Source organism: Bacillus sp. JZ34 (assembly GCF_053903205.1).
This window is the reverse complement of the sequence record NZ_CP096403.1, coordinates 2,252,353-2,271,815: the sequence shown is the minus strand read 5'-3', so window position 1 is coordinate 2,271,815 and position 19,463 is coordinate 2,252,353. Positions and strand designations below refer to the sequence as shown.

At 46.9% G+C, this 19,463-nt stretch carries 18 protein-coding genes; 2 read left to right on the top strand and 16 right to left on the bottom strand.

Annotation, left to right across the window (positions count from 1 at the left end; translation table 11 throughout):
* Window positions 1–175 precede the first annotated feature (175 nt).
* The gene (locus M1D90_RS11380) at window positions 176–769 is read right to left on the bottom strand and encodes a YdeI/OmpD-associated family protein (protein ID WP_020451677.1); all 594 of its coding nucleotides are present in this window, start codon (window positions 767–769) and stop codon (window positions 176–178) included.
* Window positions 770–892: 123 nt separating this feature from the next.
* Here M1D90_RS11380 and M1D90_RS11375 point away from each other — a divergent pair, with 123 nt between their 5' ends.
* Window positions 893–1,618 carry an endonuclease/exonuclease/phosphatase family protein gene (locus M1D90_RS11375; protein WP_023857522.1) on the top strand — a complete coding sequence of 242 codons (726 nt, stop codon included), beginning with the start codon at window positions 893–895 and terminating at the stop codon, window positions 1,616–1,618.
* A 23-nt stretch (window positions 1,619–1,641) separates the two neighbouring features.
* Here M1D90_RS11375 and M1D90_RS11370 read toward each other — a convergent pair whose 3' ends face one another.
* The 14 genes from M1D90_RS11370 to M1D90_RS11305 form a co-directional block, all read right to left on the bottom strand.
* Window positions 1,642–2,499, bottom strand: a complete 858-nt coding sequence (locus tag M1D90_RS11370) for a RhaT/GlcU family sugar-proton symporter (protein WP_020451679.1) — start codon at window positions 2,497–2,499, stop codon at window positions 1,642–1,644.
* 140 nt (window positions 2,500–2,639) lie between these two features.
* A complete protein-coding gene (locus M1D90_RS11365; RefSeq protein ID WP_373367296.1) occupies window positions 2,640–3,833 on the bottom strand; it encodes a glycoside hydrolase family 10 protein in 1,194 nt (397 codons plus the stop codon).
* Window positions 3,834–3,924: 91 nt separating this feature from the next.
* The gene (locus tag M1D90_RS11360; RefSeq protein WP_025810777.1) at window positions 3,925–5,127 is read right to left on the bottom strand and encodes a DHH family phosphoesterase; all 1,203 of its coding nucleotides are present in this window, start codon (window positions 5,125–5,127) and stop codon (window positions 3,925–3,927) included.
* A gap of 155 nt (window positions 5,128–5,282) precedes the next feature.
* The gene (gene pflA / locus M1D90_RS11355) at window positions 5,283–6,041 is read right to left on the bottom strand and encodes a pyruvate formate-lyase-activating protein (RefSeq protein WP_026579623.1); all 759 of its coding nucleotides are present in this window, start codon (window positions 6,039–6,041) and stop codon (window positions 5,283–5,285) included.
* A gap of 60 nt (window positions 6,042–6,101) precedes the next feature.
* The gene (gene pflB, locus M1D90_RS11350) at window positions 6,102–8,327 is read right to left on the bottom strand and encodes a formate C-acetyltransferase (protein WP_020451683.1); all 2,226 of its coding nucleotides are present in this window, start codon (window positions 8,325–8,327) and stop codon (window positions 6,102–6,104) included.
* A gap of 275 nt (window positions 8,328–8,602) precedes the next feature.
* Window positions 8,603–10,102: a glycosyltransferase family 4 protein gene (locus M1D90_RS11345; protein ID WP_145645505.1), complete on the bottom strand. Its 1,500-nt coding sequence runs from the start codon at window positions 10,100–10,102 to the stop codon at window positions 8,603–8,605.
* A 137-nt stretch (window positions 10,103–10,239) separates the two neighbouring features.
* The gene (gene dacB / locus M1D90_RS11340) at window positions 10,240–11,712 is read right to left on the bottom strand and encodes a D-alanyl-D-alanine carboxypeptidase/D-alanyl-D-alanine endopeptidase (RefSeq protein ID WP_128822493.1); all 1,473 of its coding nucleotides are present in this window, start codon (window positions 11,710–11,712) and stop codon (window positions 10,240–10,242) included.
* A 63-nt stretch (window positions 11,713–11,775) separates the two neighbouring features.
* Window positions 11,776–12,492, bottom strand: coding sequence for an ABC-2 transporter permease (locus M1D90_RS11335; protein ID WP_096748123.1), 717 nt, complete (start codon window positions 12,490–12,492; stop codon window positions 11,776–11,778).
* Window positions 12,489–13,199, bottom strand: coding sequence for a fluoroquinolone export ABC transporter permease subunit (locus M1D90_RS11330; RefSeq protein WP_026579619.1), 711 nt, complete (start codon window positions 13,197–13,199; stop codon window positions 12,489–12,491). The genes M1D90_RS11335 and M1D90_RS11330 overlap by 4 nt, the downstream gene beginning before the upstream one ends.
* Window positions 13,196–14,050, bottom strand: a complete 855-nt coding sequence (locus M1D90_RS11325) for an ABC transporter ATP-binding protein (protein WP_020451686.1) — start codon at window positions 14,048–14,050, stop codon at window positions 13,196–13,198. Before M1D90_RS11325 ends, M1D90_RS11330 begins: the two co-directional genes overlap by 4 nt.
* Entirely contained in the window at window positions 14,043–14,648 is a 606-nt protein-coding gene (locus tag M1D90_RS11320) for a TetR/AcrR family transcriptional regulator (protein ID WP_023857514.1), read from the bottom strand. The genes M1D90_RS11325 and M1D90_RS11320 overlap by 8 nt, the downstream gene beginning before the upstream one ends.
* A gap of 185 nt (window positions 14,649–14,833) precedes the next feature.
* Window positions 14,834–16,012, bottom strand: coding sequence for an NAD(P)/FAD-dependent oxidoreductase (locus M1D90_RS11315; RefSeq protein ID WP_020451688.1), 1,179 nt, complete (start codon window positions 16,010–16,012; stop codon window positions 14,834–14,836).
* 36 nt (window positions 16,013–16,048) lie between these two features.
* Window positions 16,049–16,483: a DUF1641 domain-containing protein gene (locus M1D90_RS11310; RefSeq protein ID WP_020451689.1), complete on the bottom strand. Its 435-nt coding sequence runs from the start codon at window positions 16,481–16,483 to the stop codon at window positions 16,049–16,051.
* Between the two features lie 398 nt (window positions 16,484–16,881).
* Complete coding sequence (locus tag M1D90_RS11305; protein ID WP_023857512.1) at window positions 16,882–17,112, bottom strand: excisionase family DNA-binding protein; 231 nt, start codon at window positions 17,110–17,112, stop codon at window positions 16,882–16,884.
* Window positions 17,113–17,205: 93 nt separating this feature from the next.
* Between M1D90_RS11305 and M1D90_RS11300 the strand changes: the two genes are divergently transcribed.
* A complete protein-coding gene (locus M1D90_RS11300; RefSeq protein WP_020451692.1) occupies window positions 17,206–17,430 on the top strand; it encodes a hypothetical protein in 225 nt (74 codons plus the stop codon).
* 70 nt (window positions 17,431–17,500) lie between these two features.
* Here the strand turns inward: M1D90_RS11300 and M1D90_RS11295 are convergent, their stop codons facing one another.
* Window positions 17,501–19,453: an AMP-binding protein gene (locus tag M1D90_RS11295; protein ID WP_023857511.1), complete on the bottom strand. Its 1,953-nt coding sequence runs from the start codon at window positions 19,451–19,453 to the stop codon at window positions 17,501–17,503.
* Window positions 19,454–19,463: the final 10 nt, after the last annotated feature.

Here is a 19,463-nt window from a genome sequence, read left to right as displayed (position 1 = left end):
CGGTATATTGCCTCCATTATATAAATGTCTTTTTATATAATCAAGCGGTGATCATCAAGGTATGGATCTCGTGCCATTCGAAAAATTGAGCGGCCCTTCACTAATCAATTCACCGCTTCTTCGGCCATATGGTTATGATTCGCCTCTCTCATGAAAACGGTAGTTGCGAAATAGACTAGTCATTCAATCCCTTTCCATCAAGAATTTGCTTTGTATATTTTTCAATCCTCGATTCTCGGGTTTTGGATTGTTTTGGTTTAGAAAAATAAAGAATATATGCTCTTTGCCGTCCCGGCGTCAATTCTTCAAACGCCGTTTTTAAAGCTGGGATTTCAGCGAATTTTTTTTGAAGCTCTTCTGGAATCGTATATTCCGCAGCCTTTTTAAACTCTACTTCAAGACCGGCTTTTTCCACTTCAATCGCTTCATTGATGTAAGCTTTCAAGATGGTTTCCATTTCAGCTATTTCTTGTACATTGGTGAATCGAATCTGCCGCGCGGCTTGTACATTCTCCGTCTGCTGGATGAGAATCCCGTTGGGGTCCTTTAACAAGGCGCCTTTATGAAACAAGAGCGCACAATATTCTTTAAATCCATGGATTAATACGATGTTTTTATTCTCGAACGTATAGCAAGGATGCTTCCACTTGAAATCTTCGTTCAGCTCACAGTCAAGAACGATTTGACGCAGCTTCTCAAACTCTCCCTTCCACTTCTCGGCTTTGCTTAAAAATTCATCAACCTTTGGATTCGTTCTGCTATTTGTCATCAAGGAACACTCCTCTTTATATCATAATGTCATTTTAACCTAATCTCGCTCCGCCGACAGCAGAAATATTTTAATCGTTCCGGAGGTACAATATGCTTAGCTTAAAGAAGAGGCGGGTTGATTATGAAATTTGGCATCATGACATTTAATATCCATCATGGAAAAGGAAGGGACCGTCGCGTTGATTTAGAGAGAACAGCCGGTGTGATCGCCGAGAGCGGCTGCGACATCGTCGGCCTTAATGAAGTAGATCAGCATTTCTCCAATAGAAGCGATTACGAAGACCAAATCGGCTCGTTAGCAGAACAATTGAACATGCACTATGCGTACTGCCCCTCCCTTTCATTGAGTTCCGGTGATTCTTCAGTGAACAGGCAATACGGGAACGCTCTCTTAACGCGTTTTCCGATTGTGAAAGAACGGCATCATTCATTCAACTTTGTCAAAGGGCTGATCGAAGGAAGGTCTCTTCTTGAGGCTGATGTCCGGATCGGTGATCGGCTCCTTCGCGTTTTTGTTACGCATTTGAGCCTGAATCCGTGGCTTCACGGCAAGCAGACGGATTTTTTAATCGAGAGGGTTCAAGAGAGTGATCTGCCTGTGATCGTCATGGGAGACTTTAATATGAAACCTCATTCACGGGGGTGGAAAAAGGTCGCGGAAAAACTGGCCGACCTGTGGGATGAAAGACAATACGGACAGGGGTTCACCCACCCTTCGCACCGCCCGAGACGACGCTTGGACTACATCTTCCTCAGCCGGTCTTTTCATGTGTCAGTGGCTGAAGTTGTCGCCGTTGATCCGAACGCTTCCGACCACCTGCCGCTTAAGGGCATTGTCACATATTAAAGGACGGCTTGAGAAGCCGTCCTTTAAGCTTTTGCAATGCCCAGCAAAACGCCGGCTGCGACGATTAATATAATGCCGATGGCGATACCGATCAGCTGCCGCTTCGTTTTCTTTTCGCCGAGCAAAATAATGCCGCCGAGCGTTGAGATGACGATTCCCATCTGCGATAGCGAAAAACTGGTCGCTACGCCGACCCGCGGCTGGGAAATGAATAAAAACATGTTTCCGGCTGCCCAGATTAAACCCGGAATGATATTTTTGATGACGTAAAAATTAAACGGCTTATGCCTGAATGTCAAGATCAAGCCGCCGGCTACCATGCCGATAGCCTGAGGAAAAAGAGCCGCCCAGCCGCTGACATCGAAAAGCCGTACGACGACGACATACACGAGATAGCCGAATGTGGAAATCAGCAAAATCACGATTCCCTTTTTCATGTCGCCGGTTTTTTCCTCCGATTTTTGGCTGCGGTCTTCCAGCGATGTCAGCACGATTCCCACGATGATGAAAATCAGCGCCAGAATCCCGAGAACAATCGAGATTGTCGTCGCCCACTCGCGAAAAACAAGCACGCCGAACAAAGAAGTGGATACAAGCTGAAGTCCCGTTGAGATCGGCATCGTTTTAGACACGCCGATCAACTTGATGCTTTTCAGCTGGTTGGTCTGGCCGAGCGCCCAAAATAGTCCGGAGACGACGCCGACGGCAAATATACGGGGGGATAATTCAGGCTGGACGACGAAGTAGATTCCGATTGAAAAAATTAAAGCGCCGAATGTCGTACCGAGCACCTGGCTGTACGGTCCGCCCCCAAGCTTTACATTAAAGAGCACAATGCTTCCCCAGAAAATCGCTGGTAAAATCGCTAAGAAAATGTCCATTTGATGTAAACCTTTCTTTCCTTGTTTTTATCTATTAAGGTGCTCTATTCATGCGATTTTTAACACAAAAAATCCATTTTGAACATTGTCAAAATGGATTGGTACTGTTACCGGCGGCCGTATCACTAAAATATCAGTTTTCACTGTTTGCTGTTTACGCTGTCAAGCCAAGGCATACCGGGAATAGCTGCCGGTTTTTTGTACAAGTCCTGGATCAGCCTGTCTTTTATGCCGAGCGGGTTCCGGTTTAAATCTTTCAGGCTGAAATGGATGCTTCCCATCACCATTGAGTCGCGGTTTAAGGCGATCTGTCGCGGATATTCTTCAGGGTCTGACCAGGCAGGATCTGAGTTTTGATTGATTTTATAGGCTGCTTGTCCGATGTATAAATGAACGGGGCGTTGGCTGACTTCATTTTTCCACCAGTCTACTAAAATGTCGTAGGAAGCCGGGGCAAAGCCGATGCTCCAGTAGATTTGCGGGGCGATGTAATCGATGTATCCCTGCCTGATCCATTCCCTCGTGTCAGCATAAAGGTCGTCATAGTTTGTCATTCCGGCGGCTGTATTCGATCCCGTCGGATCATCTGCTATATTGCGCCATACACCAAAGGGGCTGATTCCAAATTTGACCGATGCTCTTTCTTTTTTGACGGCGGCGTTGATCTGTTTGACAAGCTGGTTGACGTTGTCCCTCCGCCAATCTTCAATATTTGAAAAACGGTCCTTTCCATATTGTTCATACGTGCTCAAGTCGGGAAATTCGACGCCCGCAATTTTATACGGATAAAAATAGTCATCCATATGAACGGCGTCGACTTGGTAATTCTTGACGACCTCTGCTATGCCTTGGACAATGAATTCCTGTGCCTCAGGAATGCCGGGATTGTAATACAGCTGTCTGCCGTAGGCAACGACCCAATCGGGGTGCATTCTAGCCGGGTGATCCTGTGAGAGCCTGTTCAAATCCGTATGATTCATCGTGATCCGATAAGGGTTGAACCATGCATGAAATTCAAGCTTTCTCCGGTGGGTTTCTTCGAGCAAAAATGACAGCGGATCGTAGCCGGGGTCTTTTCCTTGAACGCCTGTTAAGTATTCCGACCACGGCCCGTATGCGGAAGGATAAAACGCATCCGCCGCCGGCTTAATTTGAACGACAACTGCGTTCATCCCCATGGCTGTCACAGCATCCAAAAGCTTCACATATTCTGTTTTTTGCTCTTCGATTGTCAGCCCTTTTTTCGAAGGCCAGTCAATGTTTGTGACGGTGGCGATCCACACGGCCCGAAATTCTTTTGTTTCGCAGCTTGTGTTCTTTTCTTTCATGAACATCTCCCCTTTTGGAAAAATCGGAACTTTCTGTTATTATATGCCGGCTGTTCTTTTTTGTATATAAAAAAACAGGCCTAGACTGTCGAAGTCTTTAGCCTGTCGTTTGGATCGCCTGTTTGACCTGCTGCATCAAATATTGGACAAATGCTTCATCCCTTGCGAGCCATGCAGCATAATTTCTTTTAATAAACCGTTCTGCCTCTTCGAATGAAGTAAATGTCTCATGCTGAGTCACGCCGTTTAATTGAATGTTCCAGCCGTGTTCTCCAGGAAAGAGAAAAAACTGGTCTTCGTCCCTGTTGATATAAAGGCTGCCGTTGTCCGACTCTTTTACATTATAGACGTTTTTAAAGGCATCCGCTCTCAAGGGCTCCAGCGGAAACGGTTCAGTCACATACAGCTTGAATGCTTCATCTGTCAGCGGGCACCCCGCTGCCTTGGCATGGCCGCCTCCGCCGAACGTGCCGGCGATTTCTGATACATCTGTTTCATCATGGATGGTGCGAAGGCTCACTTTTTTGCCGCCCATATTTAAGATGGCGATATAGTCAAGGTGCGGATACGTTTTTCCGAGTTCGTTCCCTACTTCGGAATGATAGGATTCCGCATGCACGATGCCGACGCAGTGTGCATTGATGAAGGTCTGAACGATTTCCCGCCGTTTCCTGCGGATATACCGTTCAATTTTTTCTTCTTCCATATCCAAGATTTTTTCTTCGAATTCATCAAATGAAAACGCGTCGCTTTCTTTAAGGCGCCGGACCATTTTTTCCTCAAATTCGTCAATGGAGACCATAAAAAACAGGTCATTCAGGCGCTTTGCTTCGAGCGCGTCCGTCTGTTCCCATTCCCATGTATCATAGAGGCGTACGAGTTCGACAAACTGATCCATCGCTTTTGTCTCTTGAATATGGCCGTTGTCTATTAAGTATTCATAAAAAAGAGAAGTCGCTGAAGCGAGCCTGCCGTCCTCATATTGAACTTTTACCATGCCCCAAGAGCGTTCATTCAAATGAAGCGCAGTTTTGTGGTGGTCGATGAGTTTGACCTTTCCGCCCGCTTCAGCATATTGGTCCAGCCTTTCTTCATTTTCTTGATGAACGGACAAGTCCGTAATAAACAGGCCTTCATGCTGTTTTTCTTTTCCTTTTGTCCGTTCCAGAAAACGTCCGACTTGCATATCAAGTCCGGTGACCGAATTGTAGCGGACCTCGACCCGTTCGCCAAAGGCCACCTTTGCGAGAATTCCGCAGCCGACTCCGTCCAAGTCGTTGTGAGAATACAAATGATACATGCTTCCCGCCCACCTTGCTGTTTTATTGTCGGCCTGCCGCAGCAGGCGCATCTTTCTCATCTTACTATTGTAAAAAAAGGGATTTTTTATACGGTTGTGCGGTAAGACAAAAAGGACAGCTTTTTGTTGGAAAAAGTCTGTCCGGTTAAAAGGGTTTATGTTTCTTGCAGCATGGCTCCGCCTTGCAAGTGGGCGGTGAGTAGTCTGTATGCGTTTTCGGCCCTGGCGGCACTTGGCGGTTCAACCCCTTTTAATGGATAATCCAGGCCAAGCGCTTCCCACTTGTAGACGCCGAGTTTGTGATAAGGAAGAACCTCCACCTTCTGAACGTTCGCCAGTGTGCCGATAAACGTGCCGAGGGCTGCTAAATCGTCATCGATATCAGAGATCCCCGGAACCAGTACATGGCGGATCCAGACGGGGACTTGATGATCAGCGAGAAACCGGGCAAAATCCAATATGTGGTCATTCGGCATTCCTGTCAGGTTGATATGTTTTTTCCTGTTGATATGCTTGAGATCAAGCAAAACAAGGTCTGTATACTGGATCAGCTCTTTGATCTGCTCTTGAAATGCCGGCGCCGCCGAATAGCATCCGCCGGACGAATCGAGCGCCGTGTGTATGCCATGGCTTTTACAGGCTTTGAACAGCTCGATTAAAAATGGCAGTTGTAAAAGCGGCTCGCCTCCGCTAACGGTGATGCCTCCGCCTGATGATTGAATAAACGGGAGATATTGCTGGACATCCTGAACGATTTCGGAAACCGTCATTTGTTTTCCGGTTCCGATTTCCCATGTATCAGCATTATGGCAAAATTGACAGCGCATCAGGCAGCCTTGTGTGAAGACGACATATCTGATGCCCGGACCGTCAACGGTGCCGAATGTTTCGATCGAATGAATATTTCCATCCATGATGAAGATCACCTCTTTTTATGGGGCGGAGCGCCTCGGCCGCGCTCCGCTTTATGCTCGTTACATCGATTCATGGAAGGTACGGCTGATAACGTCTAACTGCTGTTCTTTCGTCAGCTTAATAAAGTTGACCGCATAGCCTGAGACGCGAATCGTTAACTGCGGATATTCCTCCGGATGTTCCATGGCGTCGAGCAATGTTTCTCTGTTAAATACGTTTACATTTAAGTGATGCCCTGTTTTTGCGGCGTAACCGTCAAGGATGCTTGATAAATTGACGGCGCGGCTCTCTTCGTCTTTGCCAAGCGCTTTCGGGACGATCGAAAAGGTGTTGGATATGCCGTCGAGCGCATAGCTGTAAGGCAGCTTTGCCACTGAAGACAGCGATGCAAGCGTTCCTTTAGTATCGCGGCCGTGCATCGGATTCGCGCCTGGAGCAAACGGTTCTCCCGCCCGGCGTCCATCCGGCGTATTTCCGGTTTTCTTGCCGTAAACGACGTTTGACGTGATCGTTAAAATTGACATGGTATGAACAGACTGGCGATATGTCTGGTGCTTGCGCAGTTTTTTCATAAAGCGCTTGACAATGTCAACGGCGATCGCGTCGACGCGGTCATCATTATTTCCGTACTTAGGAAAGTCGCCTTCTGTTTCAAAATCGACGGCAATGCCGTTTTCATCGCGGACAACATTGACTTTGGCATATTTGATAGCGCTTAACGAATCGGCCACAACGCTCAAGCCGGCGATCCCGGTGGCCATCGTCCGCAAAATGTCCGTGTCGTGCAGCGCCATTTCAATTCTTTCATAGCAATATTTATCATGCATGTAGTGAATGACATTGAGCGTATTGATGTACAAGCCTGCAAGCCATTCCATCGTCTGATCGAATTTATGCATGACCTCGTCATAGTCCAGCACATCGGAAGCAACCGGAGGCATTTCCGGACCGACTTGCATTTTATGCTTTTCGTCTTTTCCGCCATTAATCGCATATAAAAGCGCTTTCGCCAAGTTGGCGCGTGCTCCGAAGAACTGCATTTGTTTGCCGATTGCCATTGCCGATACACAGCAGGCGATGCCGTAGTCATCCCCGTATTCAGGACGCATGATATCGTCATTTTCGTATTGAATCGAGCTCGTTTTAATCGACATTTTGGCACAGTAGTTTTTAAACTTTTGCGGCAGCCTGACAGACCAAAGGACGGTTAAATTTGGTTCCGGCGCCGGACCTAAATTGTCAAGCGTATGCAGGAAACGGAACGAGTTTTTCGTGACGAGTGCGCGTCCGTCGTGCGCTATTCCGCCGATTGATTCTGTCACCCACGTCGGATCGCCGCTGAACAGCTCATTGTAGTCAGGTGTGCGTGCAAATTTGACCAAGCGCAGCTTCATGACAAAATGGTCGACAAGCTCTTGGGCCTCCTGTTCTGTTAATGCGCCCGTTTTCAAATCTCTTTCGATGTATATATCAAGGAACGTGGACACGCGGCCAAGGCTCATTGCTGCTCCATTTTGCTCTTTAATGGCAGCCAAATAGGCAAAATACAGCCATTGAAATGCTTCTCTTGCATTCGCCGCAGGCTCGGAAATGTCAAAGCCATAACTTGCTGCAAGTGCTTTAAGTTCATTCAATGCCCGGATTTGTTCTGACAATTCTTCACGAAGGCGGATGTTTTCTTCAGACATCACGCGAGAGGTGCCGGCCGCATCTTTTTTCTTTTCATCGATCAGGAAGTCCACGCCGTAAAGCGCCACTCTCCGGTAATCGCCGATGATGCGCCCGCGCCCGTAAGCATCAGGCAGTCCGGTAATGATTCCGACCTTTCGGGCGAGTTTCATTTCGTCCGTATACGCGTCAAACACGCCTTGGTTATGGGTTTTGCGGTAATCGGTAAAGATTCTTTCCACTTCTTCATTCAATTCAAAACCATAGGATTCACATGCTTGTTTCGCCATGCGAATGCCGCCGAAAGGCTGAAGCGACCGTTTAAACGGCTCATCGGTTTGAACGCCGACGACTTTTTCCAAGTCTTTGTCCAAATAGCCGGGACCGTGCGAGGTAATCGTTGAGACGATCTCTGTATCCATATCGAGGACGCCTCCGTTTTCACGCTCTTTTTTTGTCAAGTCCATTACATGATCCCATAATGCCGATGTAGCTTCCGTCGGAGGTTCGAGAAACGATTCGTCACCTTGATATGGCTCAAAGTTCGAGAGAATAAAATCGCGGACATTGACTTCTTTTTGCCAAACGTTTGTGGTGAAACCTTTCCATTGTTCCATTTAAATCCCCCTCTTTTCAAGTTGAAATGATATAACAGTTGTTGCATTTATATCTTATGTTTAATATAACAGTTTTGAATGTGATAAAAATCACATATTTTGTGAAATAGTTAACAAATTTAAGAAAGTTCTTTGAACATCGCGTTTTTCCTAATATAGGATGTTGTTTGAAGCAATTTTCTTATTTGAATCTGTATTATAATAAAGTCAAATAAAACGAAAACTGTTATATAAAAAACCGGCTAAACAGCCGGCTTGCGCAGAAGTATTTATCATCAGTCGAGGGATACGAACTGATTGCCGAATGCTTCGATAGTGCTTTTCAAGACATAGCTGCCTCGGGGGAGCTGGTGAAATTCATAGCACCCTTTCGAATCGACCGCTTTTGTCTGCAGTAAAACGCCTGACAAATCATAAACATGAATGTAATGGTCCTCTTTTTTAAGTTGGCTTTTGAGATGTTCCGGGATTTCCCCGGCAATCGTGTACTCCGCTTCTGACGTTTTCTTTTCACCGATTTGTTCGAGGATTTCCAGGTCCAGCCCCTGCTCTTTTCGATGATTTTTGCAGGACCGCACTGCTCTTTTTTGTGTCTCGAATGTTTGATACAGGTTTTCGATCGACCTCATGTGAAAGCTGATATCCCAATGTTTCATAGCTTTTTGATACGCTTGGCGCCCCAATTTTTGCCGGGTTTTGTCATCGTCGAGCAGCAGGCGCAGCTTTTCAGTAAGCGCTTCGCTGTCTGCCGGGGGAACAAGCAATCCGTTCGCACCGTCATCAATGATTTCTTTTACCCCGCCTACGTTTGCCGCCAGCACAGGTTTTGCGGAGAACTGCCCTTCCAGGATGACGAGCGGAAATGTATCGTGAAGCGACGGCAAAACAATGACATCACTAATATTCATTAAGTCAGGTATATCTTTTCGCTTTCCGAGAAAAGAGACCGCCGACGCGATACCGAGCTTTTCGGACAGGCTTTGCAGAGTTTCGAGCTCCGGACCCTCGCCTGCGAGAAGGCAGTGAAAATCATCCCTTTCGCACCGCAGTTTATAAAGCGCTTCGATCAAATAGCGGTGTCCTTTCACCGGAACGAGCCGCGCCGGACAGAGAATGATCTTTTTTCCTTGATGCGGGAGGCTTTTAGGGAGATTATTTTTCTTTTCGATAAAGGGTGTTTTTACAATTCCATACGGGATGACTCGGATGTTCGAAGGCGTCACACCAATTTGAATCAGCTCGTGTTTCAGCCATTCGCACGGAACGGCCACAACGTCTCCAGACATTGCGCCCAAACATTCTTCGATTTTCATGTATTGCTGTTCCTGGCCGCTTTTCTCGTCAAATTCCCCGGTAATCTTTGCTTCATGATATTTAAAGTTATGGAGGGACACGATTAAAGGCGTGTGCTGAGGTTTGGAACGGGCCAGTGCTCTTGCCGTCATAAAATCGTGGCAGTGGATCAAATCATACTTCTTAAGATCAAACTGTTTAACAGCTTGTTCCAAACTGTAGCGCTCCATTTCACGCCAATATATCCACAGGGGATATTTTTCGGTATAAGCTGTTTGAAGGCGGTGAATGAGCTCATGTTTTAACCGGTGTTTATCGGCCGGCTGCTGATCGGCGACCTGAATGTTGAGCCATCGGGTATCGTGCGACATTAAATCGACAGAATGCCCTTCTCCTTCCAAGCTTTTTCTAAGGATATCAATATAGGTAGACGGGCCGTTTGTATGTGGAGAGTATCGATAATAAGCCAGCAAAATGTTCATATATTTCCCCCTGCCTGCTGTTAAACTTATAGAAAATGAAATCTCTTAGCATTATATGGCCTCAGCTGAAAAACGTACGAAGTGAATGGAAAGCCTTTTCAATAAAGAAAACCCATTGCCTTAAGCAATGGGAGATGTCATGAAGAAGCTAATATTTGAACGATTTTATCTTCAATATCCTTTCCTTTTTCATCATCCACGAGCTGATTGAGAAGAATGGAGAAAATCAATGTCTCGCCGCTTGCAGTATCGATATAGCCCGATAAGGTACTGACGGTTGAAAGAGAGCCTGTTTTCGCTCTGACTTTGCCTTTAAGAGCCGGGTCTTTCAGCCGGTTTCTTAATGTGCCGCCGACCATTCTGTCGCTTTCCCCCGCAACCGGGAGTGAACGGGCAAACGACGGAAACCATTTCTCTTCTTGAACGGAATACAATAGCTTTGTGATCTGGTCGGCAGAAATCAAATTGATATGCGAGATGCCTGAGCCGTCTCTGAGAACGATCTTCTCTGTGTCCATTCCAAATCCCTGCAGTTCTTTATTCAACACTTCCAGACCTTGATCCCAGCTTCCTTCACGGCTCGCGGCTTTTCCCATTTCCTTGATCAGTGTTTCGCCATGGCCGTTGTTGCTAAGCTTCATAAAGGGGATCATCAGCTCTGAAAGCGGCATGGATTGATGTGCGGTGATGCGGCGCGCTTTTTTTGGCGCTTTGCCGGTTTTAGTCTCTCCCAGGATTCGAATGCCTTGTTGCTGTAAAGCCTGTTTAAATAAATCGAGTGCATATTCTGACGACTCCCAAACCGCAACCCATTGTCTGACCCTTGAAGCGCCTTGTGGAATCGTCCCTTTGATTTGGATGGTATTTCCGCCGTGTTCCCTTTTAATCGTGATATCTTTTTTTCCGTCTGCAGCAACGGTCTTGGCACCGTTTTCGATTTTGACATGATTAGTTTGCGGAGTAAGCGATACAACGGGTTTTTTCCCGGTTTTGCCGTCAGGATTCACGTCGATGATGACTGTTCCGGCATCATAGTCTTCGTTTGGCGAAGCTGTTAAAGCCGAGATCTGCGCTCCGTAGTATGCGTCTTCATCGCTCCAGGAAAGGTCTTGAGAGTAGCGGACCTCATCATACCAGGAATCATCGCCGACCAAGTCTCCCCGGATGACAGTGATCCCTTGTTTTCGGAGTGCCTTGGCCATTTGCTGAAAATCGGCTTTCAAAAGCGTCGGATCGCCTTTTCCTTTTAGATAAAGGCTGCCTTTGAGTGTGCTCGCAGATCGTGCGCCGTCTGTCATCACCTCTGTGGGAAAGGTATAGTCCTCACCCAGGACGGAAAAGGCAGCTGCTGCCGTTAAAAGCTTCAGATTGGACGCCGGTCTCATCCGTGTATCGCTCATATGGCCGTATATCATTTTCCCGCTTTCCGCGGACCTGACGCTGATGCCTGCGAGCGCTCCTTTTAAATCAGGCTCGGTCTTTAACAGCTGATCGATTTGCTCTTTGAGCCCGGCGCCTTTTTCCCCGGCGGCCAAGCCGTCTATGCTGCCGGCCAACGTCAATACAAAGATCATCATCATACACAGACAAAGCTTCATATTTTTCTTCATAGAATATCCCGCCTCCCGCTGATGGTTTTAATACTTTATTGCAAAACGCGGCGGGATATACTCCTATTGGTCGGTTTTCACCAAAAACCTCCGGCATAAAAGCAGCAGTATCATTACATGCAGCACAACTCCGATGAACCCGAAAACGAAAACAAGCCCTTCATGAGAAGTTCCTGCCAAGTACGTTTTCGCTGTCCAGTAGGTCGGCGTGAAAACGCCGAAAAGCTGCCACGGCAAAGGAATAAAATAAACCGCGGCCGGCATGAAAGTGAGCAGGCTGAACCCTTTCATTAAAGCGAGCCCTTCCACTTTGTTCGAAGCGTAAGCGGCTAAAAGCAGCGTGTAAATCGGGGCTTCAAGCGTGACCATGATCAGGATGAACAAAAGGTACACAGAGCCGGGCGCCATTAAACCGCCGGATGCAAACAGCAAAATGCTGTAGCAAAAAGTCAGCGCCATTGGCAGGATGAGGCGTATCAAGACATATCCGCGCTTCGACAAGGGCGTCACGGCAAAATACTGAATCATATTTTCGTCGCGCTCATCAAGCAGGATAAACCCCGACATGATACCGAGAATCAGGGGGATGAAAAGCATGGCAAAGCTCATGATCAAATGACGGTATGGGGTGATATTGAATGCCGCCAGTTCCGCTGACAAAGGAATGCCAGCGGCTGTCACGATGATGAGCAGAAAAGGCGCCAGACCGTAAAAAGCAAGCATTGAATCACGTTTGATCTGTTTCATATCTCCGCGTATCAGCTGAATGATTTTCATCATCGTGTATCACCTCCGCCAAGCTTTAATGTGATGAACGTTTGAAGTGAATGCCTCGCCCAGAAATACGCGGCTCCGTTCCACAACAAGAGAGTGGAAATCGCGTAGACGAGCTCCCACTGCTGAAGGCCGGTAAAGGCGGAACCTAACAGCATTAATGAGGCCTTTGACGGCAGAGCGTAAAACAGCGGGCTGCTCCAAATGCCCGCTGTTTCAAACAAAGGCAGAACGAACACAAAGGTGCTCAAAGAAGACAAAAAGAAAAATCCGTTTAAGGTTTCACACCGCACCGCCAAACCTAAGCCGATCATCGTGAAGAAAAATGAAGTGAACAGCACGCCGCAAGCGAACAAACCGGAATTTGTTCCATAGCCAAACACACTGCTGTGGATGAAAATGCTCGATCCGAGAGACAAAACGGATAAAGACGCCGTTTTGGAAAGAATATACTCACTCGCACTTAGCGGCGTTACAAACAGGCTGTCATGGATGTTTTGCCCTTTCTCCAGTAAAACAAGACCCCCGATGAAGAAAAACCCCAGGAAGCTCGGGTCTGAAAACGTCAAGGCAATGTTGGCCGCCTCCCTGTAATCAGCTGGAAGAAACTGCAACACAGCGATATACACCGCGCTGATCAGCAAATAGGCATAATAAAAACCGTGCTTGAACTGAAGTTTGATATCATGGGAAATCGCTGATAAGATCCTCAACTTAAACGCCTCCCCGTCACATCGATAAAGATGTCTTCAAGCGATGCTTCTTGGGAATGAATGGTTTCCACAGGGTGGTCCTTGATCAAGTTCAAAAATTCCGGGCTGCTGCCGATCTGATCAAGGTCGAATTGAGCAGTTTCCAGCTGCCTGCGGCTGCGGTACTCCACTTTTACGTGCCTTTTTCCTTTTTGCACTTTCAAGGCGCTTGGAGAATCAATCAAAGCCACCCTGCCGTCAACGATGAAAGCTACGCGGTCGCAGATTTCTTCAGCTGTTTGCATGTGGTGCGTTGTGATCAGGATCGTCTTCCCTTCCGCCTTTTTGTTCAGGATAAGCTGTTTTAATTTTTTGGCATGCACGGGATCGAGCCCCGAGGTCGGTTCGTCTAGAAATAAAAGATCAGGCTGATTGATCAGGGCTCTCAAAAAATTCAGCCTCATTTTCATGCCTTTTGAGTAAGCGGATACCTTTGTCCGGCCGTACTCTTCAAGACCCGTTAAAGCGAGCAGCGTTTCCGGCTCCTCGGTTTCAGATGCATACAAGGAACGGAACAAATTTAAGTTTTCCAGTGCCGTTAATCGTTGATAGAAATTCGGAAATTCAAAGGCGACGCCGATTTTCTCATAAAAGGAGCTGTCGGCTTGACTCAATTCTTTCCCCATCACAGAAACCCGGCCTTCATATTGCTTTAAAATACCGATTAATATTTTTTGAATCGTGCTTTTTCCAGCACCGGACGGCCCGAGAAATCCAAAAATTTCACCCTTTTGAATCGAAAAGTCGATTCCTTTCAATACGGGCGTTTTTTGTCCGGGGTATGTGAAGCGAAGCCCGCTGACTTCAATCATGGGATGCATCCTCCTTGGCCGAAAGCCCCTGTCCGATCAATTCGATAAGCAAATCCATCGTTTCGTCGTAGCGGTCTTCCCCAATATTTGTTTTTTGAAAGGATAAAAGAACAATGGCGCGAATCACACTGACGATCGTCTCCGGTTTTTTTCTGACAAGCCAGCCTTTTTCCTGGCCCATTTCAATTAAAGGCTTGAAAAAATCTTCGTCGCTGTCGAAATGCGCCTGCAGCTTTTCTTCGGGGAGTTTGCGGAAGAGTGTCTCGAGTAAGTTGTCATCGTAAACTTGGCGAATGTACGGGTTATCTTCCACCACCGCCAATGCTTCACGCAAAAACTGTGCAAATGTTTTCCCGCTTTCAGAAAATGATGCCTCAAGCTGGGCGCGGATCTTACTTTCTTCCTGCTGCAAAATCTCAAAATAAAGCTCCTCTTTCGAGTCGAAAAATGTATAAAATGAGCCTTGGGCAATTCCGGCCGAGGCTGTTAGCTCACCAACGCTCGTTTTTTTCAATCCAAGCTGCGCAAAAAGCTCTCTTCCGCTTTGCACTAAAGCTGAGCGTATCGCTTCCTTTTCTTTTTCGGTAAATTTCGGCATGTCAGTCTCTCCTTGATTTATAAACATATGAATATTTTTATTTTATATTCATATAATGCAATGAGACCGTCTTTTTGTCAATGCATTTGGTTCAAATTTACCACAATATTTTCATTTGCCCGTCAAATTTAAAGCAAAAAAAAGCACCACTTATAGTTTAAACTATAAGTAGCGCTTCATTTCCATTAATAAGCAAGGCTGAACAGACCTTTAATATGAGTCAGATAACGGACGTTGCTCGCTTCTTTCATCAATGAAGCAGGCAGGCCTTTAAGAGATGTACTGTTCGCGCCGATAACGGCAACTGCGTCTTTGCGGCCAAGGCTTGCAAGCGTGCCTGAGTTGACAGGGCTGAATGTTTCCATTGATTTGTTTTCTAAGTATGCATACAGGTTGTAGCCGATCAGCTCGCCCATTTGCCAAGCGATTTGAGCTGTCGGAGGGTACGGACGGCCATCCGGACCGAAGACAACGGCGCTGTCTCCTGCAACAAATACGTCTTCATGTGATGTGGATTGAAGGAAATCGTTTACAGTTGCGCGTCCGCGGTTCACTTCAAGACCTGACTCGCCGATCAGCGGATTGCCTTGAACACCGCCGGTCCAGACAAATGTATTTGTGACGATTTTTTGCCCGTCTTTCAAATCAACAACGTTTCCTTCTACATTTGTGACAGGCAGTCCTGTCAAGAATTCAACGCCGCGTTTTTCAAGGCTCTTTGTCGCACGTTCGATCAGCTCATCCGGAAGAACCGGCAGGATTTTCGGACCGGCTTCAACAAGCTTCAGCTTGATTTCTTTCGGATCGACACCGTAGCTTCTCGCAAGGTTCGGCATGATATCGGCGAGTTCACCGACAAGCTCGACGCCTGTTAGTCCGCCGCCGCCGATTAGGATCGTAGCATCCGCTTCGTTTTTCGTTTTAGCGTATTCGCGCACGCGCTCTTCAACATGCTTGAAGATCTTGTTTGCATCGTTTGCAGATTTGAGCACCATGCTGTTTTCTTGAAGGCCAGGAATGCCGAAGTAAGCAGTGACAGAACCAAGACCGACGACAAGCGCGTCATACGTCAGGGTAGAGCCGTCAGAAAGAGCGACTTCTTTTTTGTCAACTGAGAACGAGTTGACTTTGGCGATTTTAAGATCGATGTCTTTTCCTTTGAAAAGCTTTGCAAGCGGCATCGCAATGGCCTGTTCTGACACGTTGCCCGCAGCAAGGCGATGCAGTTCTGTGATGATTTGATGTGTCGGGTATTGGTTAACCACTGTGATTTTTGCTTCTTCTTTTGTGTAGTGTTTGCGAACTGTTAAAGCAGACAGTAATCCGCCGTAACCAGCGCCTAAAATGACGATATGTTTTGACATCGTGAATCCTCCGTCCTTATTCTGAATGTATAGTGATTATTTTTGTTTTTCGCGTTCTGACATGATTTGCAGGTAGCTTTGAACAAAGCGGAACATCTTTTGGGCCTGCGGATCTTTAAGCATTTTCAGCAAACCGAAAAGTCCGATGACTTCATTGCTTTCGTCAGCGCGGTCTTTTGCTTCAATGGCGGTAGCCGCGATTTCTTTTGCCGTATCTTTGACAGGCTCAAGAATTTCTGTGATGGCACCGACCGTATCATTTTTTAATACTTCATCAGTTGCAACGGATTGTGCGAAATCGTAAGACTTTGTCAAAATGTTGACCAGTTCTGTCAGCTTTGGAAGCTGGTCGACTAAAACAGTCAAAGACTCCTGTACTTCAGGTTTTAGCAGTTGATCGATAAGATCGCGTTGGCTTTGGCTTACAGATTCGTTTGTTTGATCAGCTGTTTGATCGATTGTTTCCGGCATAACCAATTCTCCTTTTCAATAAGCGATGTGCTGTTTTTTGAAGGAACCCCTTTTTCACAGTTTGTGAATTTGTGCACAAACAAGTCCGCAAAAAGGTTCTCCCCTTTTGTGTTTGTTTTGCTGTTTTCAGTCTGGAATTCCCGAAAACCCGCAATCTCAAAACACGCTGTATTTTTTACTACTAAATGATAACACTTTTTGAACAAAAAATGAACGTGATTGTTTCGGAAATGAAATAAAATCATAGAAAACTTTATATATAGGGCTTCTTTCATCCCTTTCATTTCCTATATTGTGTCTTTTTTTACGAAACGTCCCATTCACACGTCATGATAGAGTCGTGCGAACATTTCCTAGAAACGCATCTAGTTTACATAATGGAATTATCGTTATCTTGGTTAATCTTCATCTTTAACATCCGGATCTTCGGGGATGGGTTCGTTCAGAAAGGATTCCGCCCACTCTTTATACTTTTCCATCTGTTCCATATGGGTATTGAATTGATCTTTGTTGATTAAATGCTGCTGTCCGTCGAAGACGGTGCGGATTTTCTTTTCTCTCACAAGCTGTTCAACATATGCTTCTGAAAGCGTTAAATATTCTGCGGTTTCCTTTATCGTCAAGTACATGTTTTAGTTCCTCTCGTTTTGATTTAGGCGAACGTTGCGATTTTAGGATCATACGATAAGATATATCAGTTTAGATGATGGAGGCCTATTTCTATGTATTCAAAATGGAATTCTGAAACGTCTTATCCGCCTTCAGCCCCGCACATGCACACCGGCCAATCTTCTCAGCAGATGAATCAAAGGCTGAAAAATCTCGAAGATCAAATGGAATTGCTGATCAAACTCATGGAATGCAACAATCAGCTGCTGCGTTCAATTGAAGAGCAGCAAAACCGCGTCTGCGCGGCCGGCGGAGGTTCGGTTATCGTCAGAATGTGAGTTTTTGGTCTTAAAATAAAAAGAGGAAGGACGTGTCCTTCTTCTTTGTCTGCAAGCCTTATCCAGTATACTACAGATTTTTTTGCGCTGAAAGGCCGGCAATTTCATCGTATGTTTGACGATTTTCCAATGTTGACAAATCGCCTGCCGGCTCGTTCAAATAGGCAGCTCTGATCAGCCGTCTCATCACTTTTGCATTTCTCGTCTTCGGCAGACCGCTGACAAAGTAAACCGCTTTTGGCTTGATCGCTTTACCGATCGCGTCAGAGGCGAGGTTCAGCAAATCATCTTTTAGTTTTTCCGACGGCTTTTCCGACTGTGTGAGGACGACAAAGCAGACGGCAGCCTGACCTTTGAGCTGATCCGGAACGCCGATAACGCCTGCTTCCGCCACCGCTGGATGGCCGACCAGTACGGACTCTATTTCGGCGGGCCCGATCCTTTTCCCAGCAGTATTGATCACATCATCAGAACGTCCGCTGATCGTCCAGTAGCCGTTTTCATCACGTTTTGCCCAATCGCCGTGCACCCAGACGTCAGTCCAGCGGCTCCAATATGCTTTTTCATATCTGGACGGCTCCTTCCAAAAACCATTCGTCATGCCGACCCACGGCTTTGTCAGGACAAGCTCCCCGACTTCATTGACGACTTCCTCCCCTTTTTCGTTGAAGACATTGGCCGCCATGCCAGGCAGAGGCGAATTAAACGTCATCGGCGTGATCGGCCGCAGGAGCACATTGCCCAAAATGCCGCCTGAAATTTCCGTTCCTCCTGAATAATTAAAAATAGGAATCCGCTCTTTTCCAGCATGGCGGAACAGCCATATCCACGGTTCATAATTCCAAGGTTCTCCCGTTGAGCCGATTGCCTTCAGACTGCTCAGGTCGCATTGAAGAAGAAAATTTTCGCCGTGCTGCATCAGTGAGCGAATGAGCGTCGGAGAGACGCCGAGATGCGACACCTGGTGTCTGCTGACAAGCTCCCACAGCCGACTCGGGGCCGGGAAATCCGGTGCTCCGTCATACAGCAAAACTGCCGCTCCGTTTATGAGCCCCCCGAATATTAAAAACGGTCCCATCATCCAGCCCATGTCTGTAAACCAGAAAAACGTGTCCCCTTGTTTGACATCCATCCCGAAGCCCGCATCAAATGCAGCTTTCAGCGGAAAACCGGCGTGGGTATGAACCGCTCCCTTCGGCTGTCCTGTCGTGCCTGATGTGTAAAGCAGCATGAGCGGATCTGAACTGTCCATTTCTTCTGTCATCTGGAGAGGATCGCTTTTCATCAATTCATTCCAGTCTATATCTCTCTTATGATTCCAATCTTGTTCGCCATCGTGAAGCTGGCAGACGACAACTTTTTGGACAGTGGGGGCGCGGTCTGCTGCTTTGTCAGCTTCTTTCTTCATACAGACCTTCTTTCCCCTTCGCAAAAAGGCATCTGCCGTGACAAGAATTTTTGCTCCGGCAGCGCTGAGTCTCGCGGCTGCCGCATGGGCCCCGTAGCCTGAAAAAACCGGGGAGAATACCGCGCCGATTTTAGCGGCGGCAAGCATGGCGATGACCGTTTGCGGGATCATCGGCATGTAAATCGCAATGACATCCCCTTTTGATATGCCTTGTTTTTTAAAGCCTGCTGCCGCACGGGCGACTTTTTGATGTAAAGAAGAATAGGTGATCCGTTCTGTTTTTCCGTCTTCACTTTCCCAGATGAGGGCTGTCCTCTCGGCCGTATCAGGCTGTCGGGACCATTTTTCCACGGCGCTGCAAACGGCATTTAAGCGTCCGCCGGAAAACCATTTCGGCCATTTTATGCCTTTATCGAGATTCAATGTTTGGCTGTACCGCTTGTACCAGCTGATGCCGAGCGCTTTTTCGGCCTCTTCCCAGAACCAGGCGATATCGTCTGTACTTGCTTTCAAAAAATCATCATAGTCGGAAAAACCGAGAGCTGTCATCCATTGAAACAGCCGGGTCGCTTTTACAAATTCCGGATCAGGCTGCCAAACCGCTTTTTCGGCCATACCGTTTCCC

Bases quoted from the DNA above. Each gene is read 5' to 3' on its own strand.
- M1D90_RS11380 (WP_020451677.1), bottom strand. From the start codon at position 769: ATGACAAATAGCAGAACGAATCCAAAGGTTGATGAATTTTTAAGCAAA.
- M1D90_RS11375 (WP_023857522.1), top strand. From the start codon at position 893: ATGAAATTTGGCATCATGACATTTAATATCCATCATGGAAAAGGAAGG.
- M1D90_RS11370 (WP_020451679.1), bottom strand. From the start codon at position 2,499: ATGGACATTTTCTTAGCGATTTTACCAGCGATTTTCTGGGGAAGCATT.
- M1D90_RS11365 (WP_373367296.1), bottom strand. From the start codon at position 3,833: ATGTTCATGAAAGAAAAGAACACAAGCTGCGAAACAAAAGAATTTCGG.
- M1D90_RS11360 (WP_025810777.1), bottom strand. From the start codon at position 5,127: ATGTATCATTTGTATTCTCACAACGACTTGGACGGAGTCGGCTGCGGA.
- pflA (WP_026579623.1), bottom strand. From the start codon at position 6,041: ATGGATGGAAATATTCATTCGATCGAAACATTCGGCACCGTTGACGGT.
- pflB (WP_020451683.1), bottom strand. From the start codon at position 8,327: ATGGAACAATGGAAAGGTTTCACCACAAACGTTTGGCAAAAAGAAGTC.
- M1D90_RS11345 (WP_145645505.1), bottom strand. From the start codon at position 10,102: ATGAACATTTTGCTGGCTTATTATCGATACTCTCCACATACAAACGGC.
- dacB (WP_128822493.1), bottom strand. From the start codon at position 11,712: ATGAAGAAAAATATGAAGCTTTGTCTGTGTATGATGATGATCTTTGTA.
- M1D90_RS11335 (WP_096748123.1), bottom strand. From the start codon at position 12,492: ATGATGAAAATCATTCAGCTGATACGCGGAGATATGAAACAGATCAAA.
- M1D90_RS11325 (WP_020451686.1), bottom strand. From the start codon at position 14,050: ATGATTGAAGTCAGCGGGCTTCGCTTCACATACCCCGGACAAAAAACG.
- M1D90_RS11320 (WP_023857514.1), bottom strand. From the start codon at position 14,648: ATGCCGAAATTTACCGAAAAAGAAAAGGAAGCGATACGCTCAGCTTTA.
- M1D90_RS11315 (WP_020451688.1), bottom strand. From the start codon at position 16,012: ATGTCAAAACATATCGTCATTTTAGGCGCTGGTTACGGCGGATTACTG.
- M1D90_RS11310 (WP_020451689.1), bottom strand. From the start codon at position 16,483: ATGCCGGAAACAATCGATCAAACAGCTGATCAAACAAACGAATCTGTA.
- M1D90_RS11305 (WP_023857512.1), bottom strand. From the start codon at position 17,112: ATGTACTTGACGATAAAGGAAACCGCAGAATATTTAACGCTTTCAGAA.
- M1D90_RS11300 (WP_020451692.1), top strand. From the start codon at position 17,206: ATGTATTCAAAATGGAATTCTGAAACGTCTTATCCGCCTTCAGCCCCG.
- M1D90_RS11295 (WP_023857511.1), bottom strand. From the start codon at position 19,453: ATGGCCGAAAAAGCGGTTTGGCAGCCTGATCCGGAATTTGTAAAAGCG.